The 25,407-nt window shown below is 63.0% G+C and carries 22 protein-coding genes and 1 tRNA gene; 15 read left to right on the top strand and 8 right to left on the bottom strand.

Going from position 1 to position 25,407, the window contains the following annotated elements; translation table 11 throughout:
- The first annotated feature begins 67 nt into the window (after positions 1 to 67).
- The 4 genes from AAC077_RS15480 to AAC077_RS15495 all read left to right on the top strand — a co-directional run bounded on the left by AAC077_RS15480 (position 68) and on the right by AAC077_RS15495 (position 5,167).
- Positions 68 to 955, top strand: a complete 888-nt coding sequence (locus AAC077_RS15480) for an amidohydrolase family protein (protein ID WP_339771192.1) — start codon at positions 68 to 70, stop codon at positions 953 to 955.
- Positions 956 to 1,001: 46 nt separating this feature from the next.
- Positions 1,002 to 2,648, top strand: coding sequence for a tannase/feruloyl esterase family alpha/beta hydrolase (locus AAC077_RS15485; RefSeq protein WP_339771195.1), 1,647 nt, complete (start codon positions 1,002 to 1,004; stop codon positions 2,646 to 2,648).
- A 63-nt stretch (positions 2,649 to 2,711) separates the two neighbouring features.
- A complete protein-coding gene (locus tag AAC077_RS15490; RefSeq protein WP_339771198.1) occupies positions 2,712 to 3,890 on the top strand; it encodes a cytochrome P450 in 1,179 nt (392 codons plus the stop codon).
- Complete coding sequence (locus AAC077_RS15495; protein ID WP_339771201.1) at positions 3,887 to 5,167, top strand: flavin-dependent oxidoreductase; 1,281 nt, start codon at positions 3,887 to 3,889, stop codon at positions 5,165 to 5,167. The genes AAC077_RS15490 and AAC077_RS15495 overlap by 4 nt, the downstream gene beginning before the upstream one ends.
- Here the strand turns inward: AAC077_RS15495 and AAC077_RS15500 are convergent.
- Positions 5,164 to 5,817 carry a transaldolase family protein gene (locus AAC077_RS15500; RefSeq protein ID WP_339771204.1) on the bottom strand — a complete coding sequence of 218 codons (654 nt, stop codon included), beginning with the start codon at positions 5,815 to 5,817 and terminating at the stop codon, positions 5,164 to 5,166. The two genes, AAC077_RS15495 and AAC077_RS15500, sit on opposite strands and share 4 nt — an antisense overlap.
- Positions 5,818 to 5,829: 12 nt before the next feature.
- The gene (locus AAC077_RS15505) at positions 5,830 to 6,792 is read right to left on the bottom strand and encodes a carbohydrate kinase (protein ID WP_339771207.1); all 963 of its coding nucleotides are present in this window, start codon (positions 6,790 to 6,792) and stop codon (positions 5,830 to 5,832) included.
- A gap of 140 nt (positions 6,793 to 6,932) precedes the next feature.
- Here AAC077_RS15505 and AAC077_RS15510 point away from each other — a divergent pair, with 140 nt between their 5' ends.
- Entirely contained in the window at positions 6,933 to 8,078 is a 1,146-nt protein-coding gene (locus AAC077_RS15510) for an ROK family transcriptional regulator (RefSeq protein ID WP_339771210.1), read from the top strand.
- Here the strand turns inward: AAC077_RS15510 and AAC077_RS15515 are convergent.
- Complete coding sequence (locus AAC077_RS15515) at positions 8,075 to 9,403, bottom strand: aspartate aminotransferase family protein (RefSeq protein WP_339771213.1); 1,329 nt, start codon at positions 9,401 to 9,403, stop codon at positions 8,075 to 8,077. The two genes, AAC077_RS15510 and AAC077_RS15515, sit on opposite strands and share 4 nt — an antisense overlap.
- 249 nt (positions 9,404 to 9,652) lie before the next feature.
- On the opposite strand from AAC077_RS15515, the gene AAC077_RS15520 reads away from it, so the two are divergent.
- The 4 genes from AAC077_RS15520 (at position 9,653) to AAC077_RS15535 (ending at position 15,219) form a co-directional block, all read left to right on the top strand.
- A complete protein-coding gene (locus tag AAC077_RS15520; protein WP_339771216.1) occupies positions 9,653 to 10,153 on the top strand; it encodes a MarR family transcriptional regulator in 501 nt (166 codons plus the stop codon).
- Entirely contained in the window at positions 10,150 to 11,403 is a 1,254-nt protein-coding gene (locus AAC077_RS15525) for a multidrug effflux MFS transporter (RefSeq protein WP_339771219.1), read from the top strand. Before AAC077_RS15520 ends, AAC077_RS15525 begins: the two co-directional genes overlap by 4 nt.
- Before the next feature lie 135 nt (positions 11,404 to 11,538).
- Positions 11,539 to 13,557, top strand: a complete 2,019-nt coding sequence (locus tag AAC077_RS15530) for an ATP-binding protein (RefSeq protein ID WP_339771221.1) — start codon at positions 11,539 to 11,541, stop codon at positions 13,555 to 13,557.
- A gap of 222 nt (positions 13,558 to 13,779) precedes the next feature.
- The gene (locus AAC077_RS15535) at positions 13,780 to 15,219 is read left to right on the top strand and encodes a hypothetical protein (protein WP_339771224.1); all 1,440 of its coding nucleotides are present in this window, start codon (positions 13,780 to 13,782) and stop codon (positions 15,217 to 15,219) included.
- A gap of 187 nt (positions 15,220 to 15,406) precedes the next feature.
- Here the strand turns inward: AAC077_RS15535 and AAC077_RS15540 are convergent.
- The 5 genes from AAC077_RS15540 to hpaR form a co-directional block, all read right to left on the bottom strand.
- Positions 15,407 to 15,481 (bottom strand) — tRNA-Gln (locus AAC077_RS15540).
- A 71-nt stretch (positions 15,482 to 15,552) separates the two neighbouring features.
- A complete protein-coding gene (locus tag AAC077_RS15545) occupies positions 15,553 to 16,869 on the bottom strand; it encodes a mechanosensitive ion channel family protein (protein WP_339771226.1) in 1,317 nt (438 codons plus the stop codon).
- Positions 16,866 to 17,858 (bottom strand): NADPH:quinone reductase, encoded by a 993-nt coding sequence (locus AAC077_RS15550; RefSeq protein WP_339771230.1) that lies wholly within the window; start codon positions 17,856 to 17,858, stop codon positions 16,866 to 16,868. The genes AAC077_RS15545 and AAC077_RS15550 overlap by 4 nt, the downstream gene beginning before the upstream one ends.
- A gap of 107 nt (positions 17,859 to 17,965) precedes the next feature.
- Positions 17,966 to 18,679: a type 1 glutamine amidotransferase gene (locus AAC077_RS15555; protein WP_339771233.1), complete on the bottom strand. Its 714-nt coding sequence runs from the start codon at positions 18,677 to 18,679 to the stop codon at positions 17,966 to 17,968.
- A 107-nt stretch (positions 18,680 to 18,786) separates the two neighbouring features.
- Complete coding sequence (gene hpaR, locus AAC077_RS15560) at positions 18,787 to 19,272, bottom strand: homoprotocatechuate degradation operon regulator HpaR (RefSeq protein ID WP_339771236.1); 486 nt, start codon at positions 19,270 to 19,272, stop codon at positions 18,787 to 18,789.
- Between the two features lie 86 nt (positions 19,273 to 19,358).
- Between hpaR and AAC077_RS15565 the strand changes: the two genes are divergently transcribed.
- The 6 genes from AAC077_RS15565 (at position 19,359) to hpaH (ending at position 25,399) form a co-directional block, all read left to right on the top strand.
- Complete coding sequence (locus tag AAC077_RS15565) at positions 19,359 to 19,736, top strand: 5-carboxymethyl-2-hydroxymuconate isomerase (RefSeq protein ID WP_339771238.1); 378 nt, start codon at positions 19,359 to 19,361, stop codon at positions 19,734 to 19,736.
- Between the two features lie 11 nt (positions 19,737 to 19,747).
- Complete coding sequence (gene hpaE / locus AAC077_RS15570; protein ID WP_339771241.1) at positions 19,748 to 21,259, top strand: 5-carboxymethyl-2-hydroxymuconate semialdehyde dehydrogenase; 1,512 nt, start codon at positions 19,748 to 19,750, stop codon at positions 21,257 to 21,259.
- A 102-nt stretch (positions 21,260 to 21,361) separates the two neighbouring features.
- On the top strand, positions 21,362 to 22,342 hold the full coding sequence (gene hpaD, locus AAC077_RS15575) for a 3,4-dihydroxyphenylacetate 2,3-dioxygenase (protein WP_339771242.1): 981 nt from the start codon (positions 21,362 to 21,364) through the stop codon (positions 22,340 to 22,342).
- Between the two features lie 20 nt (positions 22,343 to 22,362).
- Positions 22,363 to 23,757, top strand: a complete 1,395-nt coding sequence (locus tag AAC077_RS15580) for a pyridoxal-dependent decarboxylase (protein ID WP_339771245.1) — start codon at positions 22,363 to 22,365, stop codon at positions 23,755 to 23,757.
- Positions 23,757 to 24,605, top strand: a complete 849-nt coding sequence (locus AAC077_RS15585; RefSeq protein ID WP_339771248.1) for a fumarylacetoacetate hydrolase family protein — start codon at positions 23,757 to 23,759, stop codon at positions 24,603 to 24,605. The genes AAC077_RS15580 and AAC077_RS15585 overlap by 1 nt, the downstream gene beginning before the upstream one ends.
- Positions 24,602 to 25,399, top strand: coding sequence for a 2-oxo-hept-4-ene-1,7-dioate hydratase (gene hpaH / locus AAC077_RS15590; protein ID WP_339771250.1), 798 nt, complete (start codon positions 24,602 to 24,604; stop codon positions 25,397 to 25,399). The genes AAC077_RS15585 and hpaH overlap by 4 nt, the downstream gene beginning before the upstream one ends.
- Positions 25,400 to 25,407: the final 8 nt, after the last annotated feature.

The raw sequence follows: 25,407 nt of genomic DNA on the forward strand, positions 1-25,407 counted from the left end.
GTAATTGTTACACAGCATAGCGTTTTTCGTGGTAGAGTTTCGACAAAACCCGAGGGAGGATTGATTCTTGGTAGACTTTGCATCTGTACGCGCGATCGACTTTCACACGCACGCGGAAGAGCCGTGCTGTGACCACCGTGATGATGGCTATAACGAATTTCAGGCGGGCATGGCCGCTTATTTCAAGAATCCCGCAGGCGCCAAGGGCATGTTGCCGACCGTGCAGGACACGGCCAACTATTACCGCGAGCGCAACATTGCGGCGGTGATCTTTCCCGTGGATGCCGAGCGCGAGACCGGCTTTCGCCGCTATTCCAACGAAGAGGTCGCAGGCATCTGCGCCGAAAACGACGACATCCTGATCCCCTTTGCCTCGGTCGATCCGCACAAGGGCAAGGCGGGCGCGCGCGAAGTGCGCCGTCTGGTGCGCGATTTCGGCGTGCGCGGGTTCAAGTTTCACCCGACCATGCAAGGGTTCTATCCCAACGACCGCGAAACCGCCTATGCGGTGCTTGAAGCTTGCGCCGAAGAGGGCGTGATCACCCTGTTCCATACCGGCCAGACCGGCGTCGGCTCGGGCATGCCCGGCGGGATGGGAATGCGGCTGAAATATTCCAACCCGATGTATCTGGACGACGTGGCGGTGGATTTCCCCGACATGAAAATCATTCTGGCCCACCCCTCGTTCCCCTGGACCGAGGAAGGGCTGGCCGTCGCCCAGCACAAGCCCAATGTCTATTACGACATGTCCGGCTGGTCGCCCAAATACTTCCCCGAGACATTCATCCGTTACGCCAACTCGATCCTGAAAAAGAAGATGCTGTTCGGCTCGGACTGGCCCGCGATCACGCCCGACCGCTGGCTGGCCGATTTCGAGGCCGCCCCGTTCAAGGACGAGGTGCGCCCGCTGATCCTGAAGGAAAACGCCCTGCGTTTGCTGGGGGAAACAGTCTGAGGCGCACGCAGGATTAAGACACAGAGTATCTGGGAGGAAAACTGTGATGTTGAAGACAATGGGAGCGGCCGCACTGTTGTGCAGCACGGCCACGCTGGCCACGGCACAGATGCAGTGCGAGGGGCTGACGCCCGAGGCCCTGGGCCTGAGCGGCGTCACATTCACCGATGTGGCCGCAGTACCGGCGGGCGATGACAGCCCAGCCGCGCAATGCCGCATCCGCGCCACGACAGCCGAACGCACCGGCACCGACGGGCGCGATTATGCGCTGCGCTTTGAACTGGCGCTGCCCGATGTCTGGAACGGCGATTATGTCCACCAGTTCAATGGCGGCAACGACGGCGAAGTGAAACCCGCCACCGGCGGCATGGGCGCGGGCACGGGTGAACAGACACCTCTGGCGCGCGGCTTTGCCGTCGTGTCCTCTGACGCGGGCCACGATGGCAAGGCTGTGACCGATGCGGGCCTTGCCGGTGGTGCGCGCTTTGGGTTCGATTTCGAAGCGCGGCAGATGTACGGCTACAAGGCTGTGGCAGTGCTGGACCCGCTGGCCCGCCAGATCGTCGAAGCTTTCTACAACGACGAGATCGGCCACAGCTATGGCGTGGGCTGCTCGAACGGCGGGCGGCACGCACTGGTCGCGGCCTCGCGGATGCCTCAGGCCTTTGACGGATTGCTGGCCGGTGCGCCGGGCTACAACCTGCCCAAGGCCGCCCTGCAACATGCAGTTGACGTTCAGGCGCTGACAGCGGTCACCGGCGATCTTGCCACCGCTTTCAGCCCCGAGGACTTGCAAACGGTCGCGAACGGTATCCTGCAAGCCTGCGATGCTCTGGACGGGCTAAAGGACGGTCTGGTGATGGACACCGCCGCCTGTCAGGCCAGCTTTGACAGTGCTGCCTTGCAATGCACGGACGGCCAGAACTCGGCCTGTCTGTCGCCCGAACAGGTCACAGCGCTGAACACCATTCACGCCGGTGCGCCCGATGGCGGCACGCCGGTCTACAGCGATTTCCCGTGGGACACCGGCATCGCCGGTGGCGGCTGGCGGTTCTGGAAACTGGAAAGCCCGATCCCGCCATGGGGCAAAAAGCCGATCATCGCGGTGATGGGTGCCGCGTCACTGGCGCAGATTTTCACCACCCCCCCGACCGAAGTGGCCGGCGATCCCGACACGCTGGAACAGTTCCTCAAGGACTTTGACCTGTCGACCCGCGCTGAGGACATTTACGCCACCAGCGACGCATACCCTGAGTCCGCGATGGAGGTGATGACCCCGCCCGGATCGGACAACCCCGAACTGGCCGCCTTCCGCGATGCGGGTGGCAAGATGATCGTCTTTCATGGCGTCTCGGACCCGGTGTTTTCGATCAACGACACGGCGGACTGGTACAGCAAGCTGGATGCCAACAACGGCGGCAACGCAGGCGAATTTGCCAAGTTCTATCCCGTTCCCGGCATGACCCACTGCTCCGGTGGCCCAGCGGTCGAGGGTTTTGACATGTTCGCAGAGCTGGTCGCATGGGTCGAAGACGGCACCGAACCCCTGGCGGTGACCGCCACCGCGCGTGCGTCGAACCGCGACTTGCCCGAGACGATGGCGGGCATCTCGCGCCCGCTGTGCCCGGCGCCGCAGGTTGCCCGCTATACCGGCAGCAATGCCGCGTCAGCAGACAGTTTCACCTGCGAATAGACTTGCGCCCATGTTGCAGGGGCCTTGGTCCCTGCGTCTTTCCATTCAGCGAAAGGTTCCACCATGACCACCCTTGCCCCCCTCGACGAAACGATCACACTGGACCAGCTTGATCGTGACCCCTACCCGATCTACCGCCGCCTGCGCGCCGAAAGCCCGGTGCTGCGCGTCAAGGCGGCCGGCCGCACGTTGCTGACCAAGGCCGAGGACACCAAATACGTCAAGGACACCCCCGAGATTTTCAGCTCGGACGATCCCAACACGCCTATGAAACGCGCCTTTCAGGCGCACACGCTGATGCGCAAGGACGGCGAGGCCCACAAGCGCGAGCGGATGGCGATGGCCCCGGCCTTTGCGCCCAAGGTGATCATGAACGACTGGATGCCGCGCTATCAGCAGATCGCCGAGGACTACGTCGCCCGCCTGCCACGCGGCGAGGTGGTGGATCTGTTCCCTGCCCTGTCCGGCCCCTATGCCGCGCGTGGGCTGGCGGTTCTGCTGGGTCTGGACGAGGCCACGGACGACCAGATGCAACATTGGTCCCAGGCATTGATCAACGGTGCGGGCAACTTCGGCTGGAAGGACGAACCCTTTGCCATTTCCGATCAGGCCAACACCGAGATGAACGCGCTGATGGACAGCTTGCAGGACCGCCACCGCGCAAACCCAAACAATTCGGCGCTGTCGGTGATGCTGAACGCCGATGATCCCATCGAGATGAGCCAGATTTATTCCAACATCAAGATCGCCATCGGCGGCGGCATCAACGAGCCGCGCGATGCGCTGAACACCATTATCTACGGGCTGCTGACCAACCCCGACCAGTTGGAAGAGGTCAAACGCAACGCTCACTGGGACAAGGCGTTCGAGGAAGGTGTGCGCTGGGTCGCACCCATTCAGGCCTCGGCCCGTCTGGTGCTGGAAGATACCGAAATTCGCGGCTATCACATCCCCAAGGGCGACACGGTGATGACCATTCAGGCCAGCGCGTGCCGTGACGAGGACCTGTACGAAAACGGCGAGGATTTCATAGTGTACCGCGACAAGAACCAGCATCAGGCCTTTGGCAACGGCCCGCATTTCTGCCAGGGCACCCATGTGGCCCGCCGCGCCGTGGGGCAGGTGATGCTGCCGCTGCTGTTCGACCGCTTCCCGAACATGAGCATCCCCGACACCGATAACGTGATCTGGCGCGGCTTTGGCTTTCGCGGGCCGGTGCAAATTCCGGTACTGTTGAATTGACCCGCGTTCTGATTGCAGGCGGCGGTATCGGCGGGCTGGCTCTGGCGTTGACGTTGCACCAGATCGGCGTGCCCTGCACCGTGTTCGAAAGCGTGCGCAGCCTGCGCCCCTTGGGCGTGGGGATCAACATCCAGCCAAACGCGGTGCGCGAGTTGTTCGACATGGGGCTGACCGCCGACGATCTGGACAGCGTCGGCGTGCCTGCGCGCGAATGGGCGATGGTCGGGCTGAACGGTCAGGACATCTATGCCGAACCCCGCGGGCTTGAGGCGGGATACAACTGGCCGCAATACGCGATGCACCGTGGGGAATTCCACATGCTGCTGGCCCGCACCTTGCGGGAGCGCGCAGGCAACGACGCGATCCGGCTGGGTGCCAAGGTTACCGGCTATGAAAAGAATGACGACGGCACTGTCACCGCATTGATCGAACATGCTGACGGCCGTACATCGCGCGAGGACGGCACGCTGCTGATCGGTGCGGACGGCATCCACAGCCGCCTGCGCGCACAGATGCACCCCGACCAGCCGCCGATCCACTGGGGCGGTGCGGTGATGTGGCGCGGAACCGCGCTGGCCAAGCCCATTCGCACCGGATCGTCCTTTGTGGGTCTGGGCACCCACCGGCAACGCATGGTGATCTATCCGATCTCGCATCCCGACCCTGACACCGGCCTTGCGCTGGTCAACTGGATCGCCGAGGTCACGATGGATGACCCGTCCGAGCGCGCCGACATCGGGTGGTTCCGCGAGGTGCCGATTGACGACTTTATCCACCACTTCGACGATTGGGTCTATGACTGGCTGGACGTGCCCGCGCTGATCCGCGGGTCGGACAGCGCCTACGAGAACCCGATGATCGACCGCGATCCGGTGTCCACCTGGGTCGACGGCCCGGTGGCGCTGATGGGCGACGCGGCACATGCGATGTATCCCACCGGATCAAACGGAGCGAGCCAAGCGGTGATCGACGCGCGCGCCTTGGGCGTCGCATTCGTGGAACACGGGGTCACCGCGCAGGCGTTGGCTGCCTATGACGCAAAACTGTGCGGCCCGATTTCCGAACTGATCCTGCGCAATCGCGGTGCCGGGCCGTTCGGCCTGCTGAACATGCTGAACGACCGATCAGGCGGGGAATACGACAACATCGACGACGTGATCCCACCCGCTGAGCGGCAAGAGTTCATGGCCAAGTACAAGGCCGCCGCCGGCTTTGCCATCGAAACGCTGAACGCCGCGCCGCGCACCTTGGCCAAGGGCGCGACGGTCAAACTCTAGACCGTCGCCTCGAACTCGGCATAGGCGGCGGCAGTGTTGGGGTCGTCCAGCAGCGCCCGCGCCACGTCGGGGCTGATGGTGAACGTGTCCTGCCCTTCGGCGGCCAGCCGCACCATCTGTTCGGGCGACCGCAGCGACGCCACAAGGATCGTGCACCGCTTGTTGGCTGCCCCTTGTATCGCCTTCATCTGCGCCAGCGCGCCGTAGGCATCCATGCCCAGCCCGTCCATCCGCCCGAAATAGGGCGCGATGAAATCGGCACCCAGCGCATTGGCGACAAACATCTGTTTCGCGTCATAGCAGGCGGTCATCAGAACCCGCCCGCCCAAGGAACGGATCGCCCCGGTCACACGGATCGCGGGTTCGACCAGCGGGATTTTCACCACGGTTTCAATCCCCGCAGCACGGCCCGCCTCATAAAGCGCACCCGCCCAGTCGACATAGCCCTCGACCGGTCCGAAAGCCTGTGCGTGCAGCTCTTTCGCCCCCAGATCGCGGGCACGGGTGGCCATCTGCGCCCAGTCGATTGCGGGATAGTTCAGCCCCGCACGGGACGCCAACAACGGGTTCGTCGTGATCCCGTGAAACAGCCCCGTGGGCATAAGCGCGTCCCACGCTGTTACGTCCGCAGTGTCAAGATACAGCGCCATTCGGGCAAATCCTCAGCCAGCCAGTGCCACGTCGATATCCGACCGCGACGGCGGATTGCACCCCGAGTGTTCACAATTCAGCGCCGCCGCCTGCCCTGCGCGGCGCAACAGATAACGCAAATCGTCCGCATCCATCGCCTCGAGCGCCTGAGCCGACAGCGCATCGCGCGCGGCCAGCGTCGCCAGCAAGGTCGCCATGAACGTGTCACCCGCCCCCACCGTATCGACCAGCCGCGTCACATGCGGCGCGGGCACGGTGCAGGTGGCTGATCTGGAAAAGGCCGTCGCGTCCTTGGGTCCGCGCGTCAGCACCAGCAGCCCCGCAGGCGCAACGTCGAACAGCGCCGCGATGGCGTCGTCTTCGGTTTCTTCGGGATAAAGCCATCCCAGATCCTCATCGCTCAGCTTGACCAGATGCGCGGCCTGCATCACCTGACTGACACGTTCGATGTACGCCATACGGTCGTGAATCAACGACTCGCGCACGTTGGGGTCGAAGGACACGAAAATCCCCTGTGCCGCCGCTTGGGTCATCACCTCGACCCAAACATCTGCATCCGCCCCGTCCGCCAGCGCCAGCGACCCGCAATGCAGGGCGGTCACGTCGGCTGGAATGCTTTTCCACAGGCTTTTTTCCGTCACCTGCCGTTCGGCCGTACCATCACGGTGAAAGGCATAGGTCGGGATACCATGTTCCAGCGTCACCACCGCACGCGATGTCGGCTGGGGGCGGCGCGGCGCGGCCAGGATGGCCCCCGATGCAGTCAGGCGTTCGGCCAATGCGTCGCCCAGTTCATCCGTCGAGATCGGCGTAACGTAATGCGTCTCAACCCCCTGCCGCGCCAGTCCCACCGCGACGTTAAAGGGCGAACCGCCCGGATTGGCATCGAACAGCGGCGCGCCGTCTTCCTCTCCGGTCTGGACGAAATCAATCAGGTTCTCGCCGCCGATGGCGATAACGGGTTTGCGATGCACCTGCGCTGTCCTCTCTTGCCTGTGTCGTGCTGAAGAAGGGGCAGAATCACCGTACAAGTCAATAACTAATTCAACTTGATTTATATATTGACTTGCCTGCGTCCTATGGGCTTTTTTCGCAGCACAGAACAGGACCCCCGATGACAGACGCCACGGCACCAATCCCCTACAATGACCGGCTGTTTCTGCATCTGGTCCGCAATGCCGGTGCGCTGAGCAAAGCCGACCTGACCCGCGCGTCGGGGCTGTCGGCGCAGTCGGGGACGGTGATCGTGAACCGTCTGGTAGACCAGGGATTGTTGCAGGCCGGAACAGCGGTGCGCGGGCGTGTCGGGCAGCCGTCAACGCCTTTCACGCTGAACCCCGACGGCGCGACATCCATCGGCGTCAAAGTTGGTCGGCGTTCGCTCGAAGTGGTCGGCATGGGCTTTGACTACCGCATTCTGGAGCGGGTGACGCACAGATACGCATACCCGCAACTGACCGATCTGCGCGGCGTGATCAACGGCACCATCACCACGGTGCTGGACCGCCTTAGCACCACGCAACGCACGCGCCTGACCGGCATCGGGCTGGCCTTGCCCGACCAACTGGCGGATTGGGAGGATACGATCGGTGCGCCAAGGGGGGCGATGGCGGACTGGGGCACTGCGGATTTGCGGACCGAGCTTCAGGCGCGGTTTGCGCTGCCCGTGACCGCGTTGAACGATGCGGCGGCGGCCTGTCTGGCCGAGTTGGAAACCGGCAATCCCGATGGCTATGAAAACCTCGTTTACATCTACGTGGGCACCTTCATCGGTGGCGGCATCGCCTTGGGCGGGCGGCTGTTCGCGGGGGGCGGACAGGCGGGGGCCATCGGGTCAATGCTGGCCGGTGCCGCGCAGCAGTTGATCGACACCGCGTCGCTGCACCAGTTGGAAGCGCAGATTACAGCGGCGGGCCTGTCGCCACAGGTGCTATACGACGCCGCCGCGCTGAACGCTGCGACCCAAGCGGTTCTTGACGACTGGCTGGCACAGGCCGCCGTCACAATCGCCACCGCTTGCGTCAACGCGCACGCCCTGTTGCATCCGCAGGCCATCGTCATCGACACCAGCCTGTCCGAACCCTTGCGCGCCCAGCTGGTGACAGCAGTACAGACCGCCACGCAACAGCTGGACACGCGTGGGCTGGCACAGATCATCATTGCGCAGGGCACCGCCGGGGTCGCCGCACGAGCAAAAGGCAGCGGCATCGCGCCGTTTCAGGCGCACTTTGCCGTCGATGCGCCCGCCAATCGCCGCTAGATCACCGCGTCGATGGCTGTCTTGAGCTTGGCCACGATCTCCTCGATGTGGCTGTCGTCCAGAATGAACGGTGGCGCCAGCAGGATGTGATCGCCGCGCTGCCCGTCGATTGTGCCGCCCATCGGATAGCAGATCAGCCCCGCCTCGAATGTCGCCTTTTTCAGTGCCTTGTGCAGGGCGCGTTCGGGCGGGAACGGCGCTTTGGTCTCGCGGTCCATCACGAATTCGATCCCGCGAAACAGGCCCCTGCCGCGAATATCCCCCACATTGGGGTGTTGCCCGAACGCCAGTTCCAGCGCCGCCTGCAACCGGTTGCCCATCTCGGCCGCACGGGCCGCCAGCCCGCCGTCGGTCAGTTTGGTCAGCACCGCCAGTGCCGCCGCGCAGGCGACAGGATGGCCGACATAGGTGTGGCCGTGCTGGAAGAACCCGCTGCCGTCTTCGATGGCCTTGTAAATGTCAGCGGAACACAGCATCGCGCCAATCGGCTGATAGCCGGCACCCAGCCCCTTGGCGATGGCGATGATGTCGGGACGCACGTCGTCCTGTTCGCAGGCAAACAACGTGCCGGTGCGGCCCATGCCGCACATCACCTCGTCCAAGATCAGCAGCACGCCGTATTGGTCGCAAATCTCGCGGATACGTTTGAAGTATCCCGGCACCGGCGGCACCGCCCCCGACGTCGCCCCCACCACAGGCTCTGCCACAAAGGCAAAGACCGTGTCCGCGCCCAGCCGCAAAATCTCGGCCTCAAGCTCGTTGGCCGCGCGCAATCCGTAATCCTCGGCGCTTTCGCCCGTGTCCTGCCCGCGATAGGCATAACAGGGGGCGATGTGCGATGTGTCCACCATCAGCGGCGCAAAAGGTGCCCGCCGCCATGCGTTGCCACCCGTCGCCAACGCGAACAGCGTGTTGCCGTGATAGCTTTGCCGCCGCGCGATGACATGGCGGCGCTGCGGCTGGCCGATCTCGACAAAATACTGGCGCGCCAGTTTCAGCGCGGCCTCCATCGCCTCGGACCCGCCCGAGACGAAATAAACGCGGTCTATCCCTTGGGGCGCATGGGCAATCAGCTTGTCGGCCAGCGCCTCGGCGGGGGCGGATGTGAAAAAACTGGTGTGGGCAAAGGCAACCGCGTCCAATTGCGCCTTGATCGCCGCGGTCACCTCGGGGTCGCCATGGCCCAGACACGACACGGCAGCGCCGCCCGATCCGTCAAAATAGGCTTTGCCGTCCACATCATACAGGTAAACGCCCTGCCCGTGCGAAACGGTCGGCGGCAGCGCTTTGGTATGTCGGGGGAACACATGGGATACGGGGGACACGAGCGAACACTTCCTTTTGAAACGGGCCACGCACAGCACTCAAGCACAGGCGCACAGGGGGGGATAGGCGGGTTTCGGTTATGTCAGTGCCGGTTTTAGGAATGTAGTCCGCCCTGTTCGCGCAATGCACGAAAGGCCGGCATGGCCTGTCGCGTAAGGATCAGAAAAACCAAATGCCGGCCATTGACCTTGCCTTTTAAAGTAGTAAGTAGCCAATATAATATGGCAACCTTACCTTTCTGGACCCCTATGCCTGTTCTAACGCCCCAACACACCACGGACGCCAAAGCCGTCGATCCCGACAGCCTCGGCTTTCTGATCGTTGATATGTCGCGCCTGATGCGCGGCACATTTGAACGTGAAATCGAAAAGGTCCGCGTGCCCGTCACGGCTTCGGAAGCGCGCGTGCTTGTGCACATGGCCCGCTGCGGCGCGACACGGCAGAACGTGCTGGCCGAAAATCTTGGCCTCGCCCCGATGAGCGTGACCGGCTATCTCGACAATCTGGAGCGGGCGGGATTTGTCGAGCGTGCTGCCGACCCCATTGATCGACGCGCCAAGATCGTGACGTTGACAGACGCCGCCCAGGAATTGCTGAAACGCATTGCCGTCGCAGGCCAGCAAGCCCGCGCGCAGGCCACCGCGGGTCTGACTGACGAACAGGTTGCCACGTTCAAATCCGTCGCCATTGCCATTCGCAAAAACCTTGAAACCGACCGCGCCGCCGCGCGCACCGAAAGCGCATCATGACTGCACACCCCATCATGTCCGAACGCAAGGTCAGCTTTATCGGCGCTTTGCTGGTTGCCATCGGCCCTGTTTCGATGGCCCTGTACACGCCCGCGATGACCGAAATGGTGCACCATTTCGACACCACTGAATCCGTCGTCAAGCTGACGCTGACCCTGTATTTCGGCGGCTTCGCTTGCGCCCAGTTGATTGCCGGTCCGCTGTCGGACGCGCTGGGGCGACGCCCTGTGACCATCGCGTTCATGCTGCTGTATTGCGCCGCCAGCCTTTTGGCTATGCTGTCGCAAACCGTTGAAACGCTGATCTTTGCCCGCTTTGCCCAAGGGGTTGGCGCGTCGGTCGGGGTGGCGATTTCGCGTGCACTTGTGCGCGATCTGTTCACCGGTGAAAGGTCGTCGCGGATCATGAACCTGATCGGGATCATCCTTGCCTTGGGGCCGGCGCTGTCCCCTACCATCGGCGGGCTGATGCTGCCGGTGTTCGGCTGGCGGTCGATCTTTGTGCTGATGGCTGTTCTGGGGCTGATCGTGATCTGCGTTGCGATCTTTGCCATGAAAGAAACCGTGGTGCGCGACACCAGCCGGTTGAACTTCAGGGCGCTGGCGGGGTCCTACCGCATGTTGCTGACCAACCGGCGTTTTCTCAGCGCATCCTTCGTCATCGGCGGCGCGTTGGGCGCGGTCTATGCACAGGCGACCTTCCTGCCCTTTATCCTGATGCGCGATGTCGGCCTGACGCCGTCGCAATTCGGCCTGTCGATGCTGGCGCAATCGGGTGCGTTTTTCACCGGATCGCTGCTGGTGCGGCGTCTGATGACAGTCTACGGGTCGGAACGGATCGTGCTGCCGGGGCTGCTGTTCATCGCCACAGGCAGCGTCGGCACAGCCACCCTGCTGATTTGGCCACCCAGCTTTTTGCACGTGATGATCCCCGTGGCGATCTATTCCTTCGGGATATCCTTCGTGATGCCCACCATGTCCACCGCGGCCCTTGCGCCCTTTGGCAAAATGGCCGGCGCCGCCGCGTCCCTGCTGGGGTTCATCCAGATGGGATCGGGCCTTGTGGTGGGCAGCATCGGTGCGCTGATCGGGGATGCGCTGTTTGCGATGGGCCTGCTGATCCCGATGATGGGTGCGACCGCCTGCCTGTGTTATGGCATCTTCAGGCGCATGCCGCCCCTTGCCCCCGAACCTGCCACGGCGGGCGCTGGTATGCCCTCGGGGCCGGTGATGGCCGCCCCCGACCGCTAGCCCAGAGGGCGTTAACCGCGCAAGGTCCTGATTGTTTTTGATTTCCCCAGAATCGTGTAGGTTGTACGGACGAATCCTTCACGTGGCGGCCTGAACGTTTCCTGCGCGGAGCTGTCGGCCTTTTGGGACGACGACATGACGACACAAACGCCCCTGCCGACCTCTTGGCACAGCAAGACCGCCTTTGTTCTGGCGGCATCAACCGGCGTTCTGGCGGCGCTGAACCTGATCGTAGGCTGGGGCCTTGGCGTGGACTTCTTTGTACGCATATGGCCCGCGTTTCCGGCGATGGTCCCCAACACGGCGATTTCGCTGCTGTTGGGCAGCCTTGGCCTGATCGCCTTGTACAAGAGGGCCAACCCATGGGTGGTGCGCCTGTGCAGCATCCTGATCGCGGCGGATGTTATTGCCAATTACCGGCTGCCCTTCATCGAATTGGAACGCGACGGCATGTCGATCGGCACCGCACTGGCCTGTCTGCTGGTTGCGGTTTGCCTGTGGTCCAGAACCGTAAAAGGGCTGACGACCGTCGCCCGACTGCTGCCCAAAACGCTGGGCCTTAGCTTGGCGATGGTGCCGATCATCGGCTATCTCTACAACTCGGAGGCGCTGTTTGCGAACCCCGTCTACACCCTTATGGCGCTGCACACCGCGGTCGGCTTCACCGCACTGTTCGTGGCCTTTCTGATCAACGATGCGCAGGTCGGGTGGATGCGGGTTCTGGCCGCGCCGGAACTGGGCAGCCAGATGTTGCGCAGGTTGCTGCCGTTTCTGGTTCTGGTGCCCGTCGGCCTGACAGGCCTGGCGCTGATTGCGTCGAACTTGAACTACGTCTCGGCCGATCTGCGGGCGTCTTTTCTGGCCTACACCATGATCCTGATGCTGGTTGCGGCGGGGTTTTACTTTGCCAATGCGGTCAACAAGACCGAACAACGCGCAGCACAGGCGGAAAAGCTGCAACGCGAAAGCGACCGAGCGCGGCAGGTGGCCGAGGTGGCGCTGGAGCGCGGCCAGAAGATCGAAGCCCTGGGCAAGCTGGTCGGCGGCGTCGCGCATGATTTCAACAACACGCTTTCGGTGGTGCTGGGCAACCTGCAACTGCTACAGGCGGACCCGGACAAGACTGCGCATCCGGTCTATCTGACCGAAGCCGTGCAGGCGGTGCAGAATGCCGCCGAACTGACCCGGCAACTGCTGGCCTATGGCCGCAAGTCGCGCCTGGAACCGGTGCCCGTCAGTCTGGATGACCTGATCCAGAAAACCCTGACCATGTTCCAGCGTCTGTGCCCGGCCAATATCACCGTGACCACCCGCCTTGCGACACGCGAACTGATCGTCGAGGTTGATCCGGTCAACTTCCAGCAGGCGCTGCTGAACATCCTGATCAACGCCCGTGACGCCCAGCCCGATGGGGGAAGTATCGTGATCGGCACAGTCGCACAGGATATGGGGCGCGAGCAGGTCGCAGGTTTTGGCGGGGCCGAGCAGTTGTTTTCGGGCACCTTTGTCACCGTCACCGTGGTCGACAAGGGTCCGGGCATGACCGCACAGGAACTGTCCCGCGCAACCGAGCCGTTCTTTACCACCAAGCCGGTAGGCGAAGGCACGGGCCTGGGGCTGTCGGTCGCATCGGGGTTCTGTCGCCAGTCGGGGGGCGGGCTGACATTGTCCTCTGATCCGGGCCAGGGGCTGACAGTCACCATGGCCTTTCCGCTGTCACCGGACAGCCCGATGGACGCGCCAGAAACACAGCACATCACGCAAGCCGAGACATCGGCGCATCGCATCCTGCTGGTCGACGACGACGAAAAGGTCACCCGCGTCATGGCGCGCCAGTTGCAGCTTGACGGCAACGAGGTGCAGGTCGCCCTAAGCGCCGCAGACGCGCTGGCCATCATGAGCAGCGGCCCCGCCCCCGATCTGGTCATCACCGACCTGGTGATGCCCGGCGCGATGCAGGGCCATGACCTGGCCAAGGAAATCCGCGCCCGTTTCCCCGGAACCCATGTGGTGCTGATGTCGGGCTATGATTCCATCCGGCAACGCCAGACCGATGGCGCAGAATGGAACGAACCGTTCCTGCAAAAGCCGATCAACTGGACCCTGCTGCGCGACGTGGCAACGTCGGTCTTGTCGCAAACGCCAAAGGGATAGGGCGGCGTCAATTTGCGCGCCTTGGGAAATCAATCCTGAGGCGCGCAATTCAACAAAGTTCAACCTATACGAGAGAAATTTCTATACAAGCGGCACAATCGCGGACATGCTGACGACGATTGTATGAGTGCAGCCCAGATATTTTCGGGCAACGGACCAACGACACCGGCCTGCGATGCCGTGTTTGAGCGTCCTGATTTCACGCTTATTAAGGGACAGCATATGAAACACCTTTCAATTTCTACAACAGCCATTGCCGCGACACTGCTGGCAACAACTGCATCCGCGCAGGATTTCAAATACGAACCGACCGTCGGCTTTCCCGACTTCGGCTTTTTCGAAGCTCCCGGAAAATACGTCGGACCCGTTTTTGTACTGAGCGACAATTTCCCGCGCGAAGCACCCGCCCTGGACCCCGAAGTCGTCGACATCCTGGCCATTGACTATGCAACCGACCCGCTGGCCTATGTCATGGCGGTGCGCGATTACGTGTTCAAAGGCAATATTCGCGGTGGTGCCGTGACCGACGATTTCTTTCTTCAGCACAACACAGCCGGCATCGACTGGTATCATGTGCCCTGGCAACACTGGGGCAGCAATGGACGCGAAGGCTATCACGGTCTGACCCGCGAAGGCCCCCTGTCACCGCAGGTCTTGCACCCGGACCAATCCAGGTCTTCGTCGGCCTATGCTGTGGGCTTTTACAACGGCCCCGGCGGCTTCACCATCGGACAGGTCTGGCCATCGGCCGATACCGGGCCGGACATGACCCATATGATCAACGCCATGGAAACCGGTCAGGCCTTTCCCGAAGGCACCGTCGTGGGCAAATTCCTGTTCACCGTGCTGGACGAAACCCAGGTGCCGTGGCTGACCAATCCGCTGTCATGGCAGGCCTATATCTACAACTGCGATGTGATCGGGCTGGAAACCTGCCCCTCAGACCTGACCACCGCCGCGCGATCAACCCAAACCGTCAACCTGTTGCAGATGGATGTGATGGTCAAAGACCTGAGCGCCACAGAGGCGGGTGGCTGGGTCTTTGGCACCTTCGCCTATAACGGCGCGGCCTCGAAGTCGGAGGAATATGCCACCACCTATGGCACCGCCTGCGAATCCTTTGAAGGCGCGGGCAAGAATTGGTGCAACCTGATGCCGGTCGGCGTGATGTGGGGCAATGATCCGCAAGACAACGCGACATTCCTCAACAGCAAACCCGTCGAAACCGTGATCAACGCCGATCTGAAAGAAACCTGGATCAACCCTGATGCGGCCTTGCCCCCCATGCACCTGGGCTTCAACTCGCGTCTGAACGGACCTGCGGACAATCCGACCTCTAGCTGCATGTCATGCCACTCGACCGGCCAGATCGCCAGCATCTCGCCCATCATGCCATGGCTCAGCCCCAGCTCCCTGCCGATCCCCGCGAACGGCGATCCGGCTTCGGACGCATGGATGCGCTGGTTCCGCAACTTCAAGGACGGAGAAACCTTTGACGCGGGTCAGGCGATCAGCATGGATTTTTCCATGCAGCTCACCAAATCGGTTGAGAATTATCTGCAATACCGCGGAGAGACCCAAGGTGGCAGCTATGCGCTGGAATACTGGTCGGATTCGGACGCCATGCCGATCAGCCGCGGTGCGCAGATGCCAACGCAGTAAGGTTACGAATCGACAGAAAACGCGGGCAGAACGGCCCGTGATGCGTCCGGGCACCTACACCAGATGTTCGGGCGCAGACCTGTTCCCCTTCCCCTCAATAGCCCCCTGGGTCAGCAATAATAGCTGGGGCATGAAACAGGGGCATTCCCGGCGACGGGGGTGCTTGGTTTGCTGAACTAAGAAGAAGTGGCTGGGATGGTAGGATTCGAACCTACGGTACACTGTACCAAAAACAGTTGCCTTACCACTTGGCTACATCCCAACGTGTCGCGCTAATTAATGCCCACTTGCCGCAGGCGCAAGCCCAAAATCCGGCAAATCGTGTGCGAAGTGTTATTCTTCTTCGCCTTCCCGTGTCAGCAGGTCCTTGTCCGCACGTTCAGCCCGTTCCTGATCGACAATCTTCTCCAATGCTTCGTTCTGCGTGGACTGCACGTCCTCTGTTTCGACCTCTCGGATGACGACGGCGGGTTTCACCGGTGCCTCGGGCTTGTCAGCGGGTGAGACCACGCGGAACGTCGGCTCGGGCATTTCGATTCCCGCCGAATCGAATGCGATCAGCACGTGCCGGATGGCCTCACCCCGCGCCAGCGCAAAGCCGGTTTCGTGCTGGTCGATCCAGCCCGTCACGCGAATGCCGATGGTGCTGTCCCCAATCGTCTCGATCCAGATCGCGGGCGCCGGTGTGGCCAGCACAAAGGGCAGCTTGTTGATCGTCTCCAGCGCCAGCGCCTTGGCCGCCGCCAGATCCGAGGCAGGTGCCACACCCACGTCAAAGGTAAAGCGACGCTCGGTGTTGCGGGTGTAGTTGATGATCCGGCTTTTAAAGACCATCGAGTTGGGAATGCGAATCTGGTTGCCGTCAAAGCTCAGCAGGATCGTCGCGCGGCTGGTCAGGCTGATGACCTTGCCCACGTCACCTTCGATCTCGACCGTGTCATTGGGGCGGAACGGCTGGCGGAACGACAGCATGACCGAGGCGATAAAGTTCTCGACCGTGTCGCGGACAGCGAAACCGATGGCCAGACCGACGATCCCCGCAGCACCCAGAATGGTGCCCAACAGCGCCGTGGCGTTCAGGATGTCCAGCGCGATCACGATGCCCGCCACCACAAAGACCAACCGCACGATCTGGCGGTAGATGTCGGCGATAAACGCATTCGGCGCGATCCGGTCCCACGGGTATTTCGCCCGCGCCAGCAACACCCCCGCCAGCACCACCAGCGCAAAGGCCAGCAACGCCACCCCCAGAAGCGGCACCAGCGCCACGGTCTGCATCAGCCGCGTCTTGAACCGCTCGTAAGCCGGGTTCAGCCGTTCGACCACATCGGTGGTTTCGGTTATCTCGTTCCTGATCGCCACGACGCCCTCGACCCGGCCAACCAGATCGTTCAGTTGGTCCGAAGTGTCGGTATCCAGCGTTGTGCCGCGCAGGGTCACGATCCCCGACGACACCGTCACAGTGACGTTTCCGTAGCCGTCCAGTTCCGACATGATGTCCCGAATGCGCACCGCGATGGCGGCATCCTGCTGGGCGCTGTCCTCGACGGTGATCGCGCCCTGCGGCTGTCCTGCGGTTTCGGCGTGGACCGGTGCGCACAGCACCATGGCCAGTGTCAGGGCGGCCAGCAGGCGGCGCAGCGGGTTCATTTGCCCACCTCGACCAGCACCGCGCCGTGACGCCCGCCTTGTTCCACCGCTTCGTGCGCGGCGGCAGCGTCCGACAGGGCAAAAACCTGCTCGACCGGAATATCCAGCGCGCCATCGCTCAGGGCATCGTGCAGGCGGGCAATGATCTGCCGGCGTTCGGCCAGCGGCAACAGGTAGATCAGGATGGCATCGACAGTGGCTGCCTTGAACATCAGTTCCAGAAAGTTGAAGTCGGCCCTGGGCTGCGCCGCCGACCCATAGGCCGCAATGGTGCCATTCTGCGCCACCAGCGCGATGTCGGTGGCAATGTTCACGCCAAATTCGGGTTCGATGATCCGGTCGATCAGCTTGCTGTCGTTTGCCGCCAGAACCTTGGCCGCCAGCTTTGGGTCGGTAAAGTCCACAACTTCGGCAGCCCCTGCGGCGCGGGCGTGGTCGGCCCCGGCCCCGCGCGCCGTGGCGATCACATGCGCGCCGCCCCAATGCGCCAGCTTGACCGCCAGCAGACCAACGGTGCCTGCCCCGCCCTGCACCAACACGGTCTTGCCGCGTACATCACCGCCGCCAAACACCGCATGACAGGCGGTCAGCCCCGGAATGCCAAGGCTGGCACCGGTCTGCATGTCGACGCCTTCGGGCAGTTCCACCGCTTGATCCGACGGCACCGCGATCTGTTCGGCGCAGGTGCCAAAGGCGCGCTGCCACTGGCCGTTCCAGATCCACACCCGTTGCCCGACGCGCGCAGGGTCCACCCCCGCGCCCACGGCAGAAATCGTGCCGGCACCGTCGCTGTGCGGAATGATCTGGGGAAACGGCGGCTTGGTCACGCCCGGGCGGGTGCCGCCGCGCGCTTTGACATCCGACGGGTTCACACCCGAAAACGCCAGATCCACCACAACCTCGCCTGCCGCCGGTGCGGGGGCGGGCATGTCGGTCACGGTCAGGACTTGGGCCGCCGGGCCAAAGCGGTCGTATACTATCGCGCGCATCAAATTGATTCCCTTTGATCTCTGGACTTTATCCTTGACCGCCAGACTACCCGCGCCGCGCCGAATTGCCAGCGCAACACGGTGTGCAGAGGGCAAAGCATGGAAGGCTAAACCGTACCGCCGAAAAACTGCGTCGCCCACGCGGCAAAGACATCCCCATCCGAAGGCATACCCGCCCGCGCCTCGGCCACTTCGACCTCGGTGGCGGACAGCACGTGTTTCGTCGCCTCCAGAACGCCGGCCATGAACCGGTCGGTGAATTCGGGGTGCCCTTGGGTGGTGACGATGTGGTCGCCCTTGGCGAAACCCGCGTTCACGCAGCCCGGCGATTCCGCGATGCGGCGGCAGCCGTCGGGCAGCACCGTCACCGTGTCATGGTGAAAACTGTGCAGGTTCAAATCCTCTTGCGCGGGCTGCATCCAGTCAAAATGCTCAAGAAACGTGTGGGTTTCGATCCCGATATTCCAATCCGACTGCTCCACCGTGCCACCCAGCGCCATCGCAATCGCCTGATGGCCAAAGCACACGCCCAGCAGCGGTTTGCGCGCCGCATCGGCGCGGCGGATAAAATCGTACAACGGATCAAGAAATGCCATGCCGTGCAGCACCGATTCCGGGCTGCCGGTGATCAGATAGGCATCCTGATCGTCCAGGTCTTGCGGCACCTCGCCGCCCACCGTCATGTAGACGCGGTAATCGAACCGCTGCTCTTGCGCGTCGAACAGATCCCGAAACCGGTGCGCGTCATCGGCAAAGGCGTCGCCGACCTCGATGCTGCGGTCGTGGTTGGCCTGAAGAATCCCCAGTTTCAAGCGTTTCATGCTGTCACCGATGCGACCAGATGCAGGCCATGGGAACCTCTGACCATTCTGGGCCGCGCCCTTTTCATTCTGAATAACATGCGCCCAAGGTGCCTTAGCCTATCGCGCTATGCAACAGGGGGCTGGGCCGGTTTTGGCATCGTGTCCTCAACCTGTTGCGCCGCACCCGGGTCCGCCAGATCACCCAGAATATCCAACAGCATCTCGTACCGCGCCGCGCCCAGATGCACCCGCCAGCCTTCGGCAATCTCGGCCGCGCGGGCGGCATTGGCCACGATCAGCGCCGCGCCCGTTTCGGTGATTGCAACCTGCTGCCGTCGCCGGTCCTGCTGATGTTGCACCTGCGTCACCAGCCCCTTGGACACCATCCCCTTGACGATCCGCGTCAGCGACGGCTGCAACAGCGCCGCGCGTGCCGCCAGCGTGCTGGCATCCAGCGGTCCGGCCTCGTCCAGCACGCGCAACACGCGCCATTGCTGTTCGGTCACATCCGACGCCGCCAGCATCTCGCGGATCGGGCCCATCACAGCCTCGCGGGCGTGCATCAGGGCAATGGGCAACGAACGGCTGGTGCTGGCAAGTGTGCGGGTCATGAAAATCTTATCCTTGACGCAGTGGCTTTCATTTACTTAACATGACAATAGTTGCGATGTTAAGAAAAACTTGCGAAAGGCGAGACATGCCACACCTGATGATCGACTATTCGCCCAACCTAGAGGCACACGTGGACATCGCGGCGCTGTGCGACCACATCCGCCGCGCCGCCATCGACACCGGCGTGTTCCCGATGGCGGGCATCCGTGTGCGGGCGTTCGCGGCCAACCACGTCAGCATCGCGGACGGCGAGGCCAAACACGGCTATATCGACATCTCTGTCCGCCTGCGCAAAGGGCGCACCACAGCGGCCAAACAGGCCGCCACCCAATCCGTTTTCGCCGCAGCCGAGGCATTTTTAGCACCCGTCATGGCCCAGCGTTCCATCGCCCTGTCGATGGAAATGCGTGACATCGACCCCGGCCTTTCGCCCAAATCCGGCACCATTCGCGACCAACTGTAAGGGATCACACCATGTCCGATCTTGATAAGAACCTGACCACCCTGCACGGCCATCTGACCCGCTTTGCCGACACCGGCATCCTGAACCAGATCAACGGCCAGCCCCTGCCCGCGCAATCCGGTGACTGGTTCGACACCCACAGCCCCGTGGACGAAACCCACATCGCACGTGTGGCGCGCAGTGGCTCCGCCGACATCGACGCCGCCGCCCGCGCCGCCGCCGACGCCTTTCCGGCGTGGCGCGACATGGCGGGCACGGAACGCAAGAAAATCCTGCACGCCATCGCCGACGGGATCGTCGCACGCGCCGAAGAAATCGCGCTGTGCGAATGCTGGGACACCGGGCAAGCCCTGCGTTTCATGTCCAAAGCCGCCTTGCGCGGCGCTGAAAACTTCCGTTTCTTCGCTGACCGCGCCCCCACCGCGCGCGACGGGCAAATGCTGCCCTCGGCCACATTGATGAACGTCACCACCCGCACGCCGCTGGGGCCGGTGGGGATCATCACGCCGTGGAACACGCCCTTCATGCTGTCCACGTGGAAAATCGCACCGGCGCTGGCCGCAGGCTGCACAATCGTCCACAAACCGGCCGAATTTTCGCCACTGACCGCCCGCATCCTGATGGAGATCGCCGAAGACGCAGGCCTGCCGCCGGGCGTGTGGAACCTGGTCAACGGCTTGGGCGAAGAAGCAGGCAAGGCCCTGACCGAACACCCGGCAATCAAGGCCATCGCCTTTGTCGGGGAAAGCAAGACCGGCGCGATGATCATGAAACAAGGGGCCGACACCCTGAAACGCGTGCACTTCGAGCTGGGCGGCAAGAACCCTATCATCGTCTTTGACGACGCCGATCTGGACCGCGCGCTGGATGCGGCGATTTTCATGATCTACTCGCTGAACGGCGAACGCTGCACATCCTCGTCGCGCCTGCTGGTGCAGGACAGCATCGCCGACCAGTTCGAGGAGAAACTGGCCGCGCGTGTGGGCAACATCACCGTGGGCCACCCGCTGGACCCCAAGACCGAAGTCGGCCCGCTGATCCACAAGGTGCACTTTGACAAGGTCACGTCCTACTTCGACATCGCCCGCCAGAACGGCGCCACCATCGCCGCAGGTGGCACAGCGCCCGAGGGTGCGGGCCACTACGTCAACCCGACGCTGTTCACCCATGCCACCAACGACATGACCGTCGCGCAGGAGGAAATCTTTGGCCCCGTGCTGACCTCGATCCGGTTCAAGGACGAAGCAGAGGCCATCGCCCTTGCCAATGACACCCAATACGGGCTGACCGCCTATGTCTGGACCAACGACATCACCCGCGCCATGCGCACCACCGCCGCCATCGAGGCGGGGATGATCTGGGTGAACTCGGAAAACGTCCGCCACCTGCCCACCCCCTTCGGCGGGGTCAAGGCATCGGGCATCGGGCGAGACGGCGGCGACTGGTCGTTCGACTTCTACATGGAAACCAAACACGTGGGCTTTGCCACCGGCCATCACGCCATCCCGCGCTTGGGCGCCTGATCCTTCTCTGGTTCGAAAAATCCCAGGGAGTGTGAGGGACAGCGTCCCTCATCCAAACCAAAACAACGCGCCGCCAGGCGCACCGCATTACAGGAGCATACCATGCCCGTCCCCGCACCGGTTCTTTACCCGCCGTTCAACATCCTGCGCCTCAGCCATGTGGAATACACCGTCACCGATCTGGCCCGCAGCCGCGCGTTCTGGGTCGACACGCTGGGCCTGCAAATTACCCACGAGGAAGACGGCCTGCTGATGCTGCGCGCCATGGAGGAACGCGGCCACCACTGCATCATCCTGCGCGAGGCTGACAGCGCCCAGGTGCACCGCCTGGGGTTCAAGCTGTTCGACGAACAGGATCTGGACAAGGCCGAGGCGTGGTTCAGCGATCAGGACCTGCCAACCGCATGGATCGAACGCCCCTTCATGGGCCGCGTGCTGCAAACCCAGGACCCTTGGGGCGTGCCGCTGGAGTTCTATGCCAAGATGGACCGCCTGCCCAGTATCGCGCAAAAATACGCGCTGTACCACGGCGTCAAACCGCTGCGCATCGACCATTTCAACCTGTTTTCGTCCGACGTGGACGGGGCGGTGGCCTTCTACAACCAGATGGGCTTTCGCGTCACCGAATACACAGAGGACGCCGAGACGCAAAAGGTCTGGGCCGCATGGATGCACCGCAAGGGCGGCGTGCACGACATTGCCTTTACCAACGGCACCGGCCCGCGCCTGCACCACACGGCGTTCTGGGTGCCGACCCCGCTGAACATCATCGACCTGTTGGACCTGATGTCCACCACCGGCTGGCGCGACAACATCGAACGCGGCCCCGGACGGCACGGCATTTCCAACGCCTTTTTCCTCTATATCCTTGACCCCGACGGCCACCGGATCGAAATCTATTGCTCGGATTACCAGACCATCGACCCCGATCACGAGCCGATCCACTGGGACCTGAAAGACCCGTCGCGCCAGACCCTGTGGGGCGCCCCCGCACCGCGAAGCTGGTTTGAACACGGATCACCCTTTGACGGCGCAGCCATCACCGAACCCGCGCTGAAAGCACAGCCGATCATCGCGCCATAACGCAGATAGGACAGACAGACATGAACTGGGACGACTTCGCCAGCCACGCCAAGGATGTCGCCGACTGGGGCGCGGATTATCACAAGACCATACGCGACCGTCCGGTGCGCGCGCAAACCGCCCCCGGCGAAGTGTCGGCGCAACTGCCCGACAGCCCGCCCGAGGACGGCACCGACATGGCCAACATCATGGCCGACTTTGAAAAGGTCGTGATGCCGGGCATCACCCATTGGCAACACCCGCGTTTCTTTGCCTATTTCAACTCGAACGCCGCGCCCGCCTCGGTGCTGGCGGAATTCGTGGCGTCGATCATCGCGCCTCAGTGCATGCTGTGGCAGACCTCGCCTGCGGCAACCGAGATGGAAACCAGAATGCTGGACTGGCTGCGGCAGGGGCTGGGTCTGCCCACCGGCTATCAGGGTGTTATTCAGGACAGCGCCAGCAGCGCCACGCTGGCCGCCGTGCTGACCATGCGCGAACGGGCGCTGAACTGGCAGGGCAATGTGCAGGGTCTGTCGGGTCAGCCCACCTTGCGCATTTACTGTTCGGATCAGGTGCATACATCCATCGACCGCGCCATCTGGGTGGCGGGCATCGGGCAGGACAATCTGGTCAAGATCCGCAGCACCGGCGACCTGCGCGGGCTGGACCCCATCGCCTTGCAAGACGCGATCACCCGCGACCGCGCTGCGGGTTTCGTCCCCGCAGGCATCATCGCCGCCACCGGTGCCACCGGCATGGGTGCGTGCGACGATCTTCAGGCCGTGGCGCATATTGCCAGGACGGAAAACCTCTATACCCATCTCGACGCCGCATGGGCGGGCACCGCGATGATCTGCCCCGAGTTCCGCACGCTGTGGCAGGGGGCCGAGCACTTTGACAGCATCGTGTTCAATCCGCACAAATGGCTGGGCGCACAGTTCGACTGCGCCGCCCATTTCCTGCGCGACCCCGATGTGCTGCGCCAGACACTGGCCATCCGGCCCGAGTATCTGAAAACCCACGCCCAGGGCGACATCATCGACTATTCCGAATGGTCGATCCCGCTGGGCCGCCGTTTTCGCGCGCTCAAACTGTGGTTCCTGATGCGCAGCTACGGCATGGAAGGGCTGCGTGGCCGCATCCGCAACCATGTGGCATGGTCGCAGGCCATGTGCGAACGCCTGCGCGCCCTGCCCGAATTTGAGATTGTGACCGACCCGATCCTGTCCCTGTGGACGTTCAAGGTGGCCGGTGCCAGCAACGACGACACCCAAGCACTGGTCGAAGCGATCAACACCGACGGGCGCATTTACCTGACACAAACCCTTGTGGATGGGGTCAAGGCCATCCGCTTCACCGCAGGGCAATTCGACTGCGAGGAACGCGATTTCGACACCGCCTTTGACACAATCACCCAGATAGCGAGACGCTGATGAATTTTGCCACCTACACCGCCCAAGGTCAGCAGTTCTACGGCGTAGACACCGGCACAGGGATGATCGCGCTTAGCCCCTATTTCCCCAACTGGCCCACGCTGCGCGACGTGATCGCGGCGGATGCTTTGCACCAGCTTGCGCTCAAGGCGCAGGACCTGGCCGTCAGCCACACCGATTTCAGCTATGACATTCCGGTGCCCAACCCCGAAAAGATCATCTGCGTCGGCGTGAACTTTCCCGACCGCAATGCCGAATACAAGGACGGACAGGACGCGCCGCCCAACATGTCGCTGTTCCCGCGTTTCGCGCGCAGTTTCACCGGCCACAACGGCACCGTGATCCGCCCGCCGGAAACCCCGCAACTGGATTACGAGGGCGAGATTGCCATCGTCATCGGCAAGGGTGGCCGGCGCATCGCCGAAGCCGACGCATACAATCACATCGCGGCTCTGACCCTGTGCAACGAGGGCACGCTGCGCGACTGGGTGCGCCATGCCAAGTTCAACGTGACCCAAGGCAAGAACTGGGACAACTCGGGTGCGATGGGGCCGCATCTGGTGCCCTTCACCTCGGCGGCGCAACTGGATGACGTGGAACTGACCTGTCATGTGAACGGCGAATTGCGCCAGCAGGACCGCACCAGCCGGATGCTGTTCCCGATCCGCCGCCAGATCGCCTATATCTCGACCTTCACGACATTGGTGCCCGGCGACATCATCGTGACCGGCACGCCCACAGGGGCCGGTGCGCGGTTTGATCCGCCACGGTTCCTTGTGCCCGGCGATACCGTGACCGTGGCCGCCGAAGGCATTGGCACCCTGTCCTGCACGGTGGGCGACGAATGACCCCCGCACAGCACCAATCCGCAGCCGCCGCGTTGTTGCAGGCCGAGGCCACCGGCCAGCAGACCGGGCTGCTTTCGATTGCCTATCCCGACATCACCATGGACGATGCCTATGCGATCCAGAAACAGGTGGTCGCGGGCAAGCTGGCGCGGGGCGAGGACGTCATCGGCTGGAAAATCGGCCTGACCAGCCGCGCAATGCAACAAGCGCTGAACATCGACATTCCCGACAGCGGCGTGCTGACCTCGTCGATGCGTTTCGACACCGGCGACACGGTGCCTGCGGGGCGGTTCATCCAACCGCGCGTCGAGGCCGAGATTGCCTTTGTCATGAAAGCGCCCCTTGGCGGAGCGGAGGTGACGCGCGCCGATGTGCTGGCGGCAACCGACTATGTGGCGCCGGCGCTTGAGATCCTCGACACCCGCATCCTGCGCGCCGATCCGGCGACGGGGGCGGCGCGCAAGGTGTTTGACACCATCGCCGACAACGCCGCCAACGCAGGGATCGTGCTGGGGGCGGAACGGCACGCGGCGGACAGCGATCTGCGCTGGGTCGGGGCGATTGTCACCGCGAACGGCACGGTCGAGGAAACGGGGCTGGGCGCCGGCGTGCTGAACGATCCGGTCGAAAGCGTGGTCTGGCTGGCGCGGCGCATGGCGCAGTACGGGCAGCAGATCGAAGCGGGTCAGGTGATCTTGTCGGGCAGCTTCATCCGGCCCATCGAATGCCCCGCAGGCACGCGGATCGAGGCGGACTTCGGCGGCTTTGGGCGGGTGGATTTGCAGTTCGCTTGAAACACCGG

The sequence above is a fragment of the uncultured Pseudosulfitobacter sp. genome (genome assembly GCF_963976325.1).
Lineage (GTDB): Bacteria > Pseudomonadota > Alphaproteobacteria > Rhodobacterales > Rhodobacteraceae > Pseudosulfitobacter.